A 262-nucleotide genomic window follows, 5' to 3' on the forward strand; every position below is an offset into this window, starting at 1 on the left:
GCTATGCACGCCAAGACAGAAAGGCCAGATCCCGGGAGCCTATTACAGCGAAATTACTGGCCAACCTTTTAGAGACAGTAGGAGCAACCAGAGTGCTTACCGTTGACTTTCATGCACCACAAGCTCAAGGTTTTTTCGACATACCTGTGGATCATCTCACTGGGATTCCGATCCTTGCTGACTATTTTGAGAAAAAGGCGTTAGAGGATATTGTAATCGTTGCCCCGCACAATGGCGGAGTGGTTAGGGCAAGAAAAATGGC

The 262-nt window shown here is 48.1% G+C and carries 1 protein-coding gene; it reads left to right on the plus strand.

Annotation, left to right across the window (positions count from 1 at the left end):
- Window positions 1-262: ribose-phosphate diphosphokinase (prs, locus tag RYX56_RS23200; protein ID WP_317124237.1), on the plus strand; the 262-nt coding region annotated here is incomplete at both ends.

This window comes from Alkalihalophilus lindianensis, assembly GCF_032843265.1.
GTDB classification, from domain to species: domain Bacteria; phylum Bacillota; class Bacilli; order Bacillales; family Bacillaceae_D; genus Alkalihalophilus; species Alkalihalophilus lindianensis.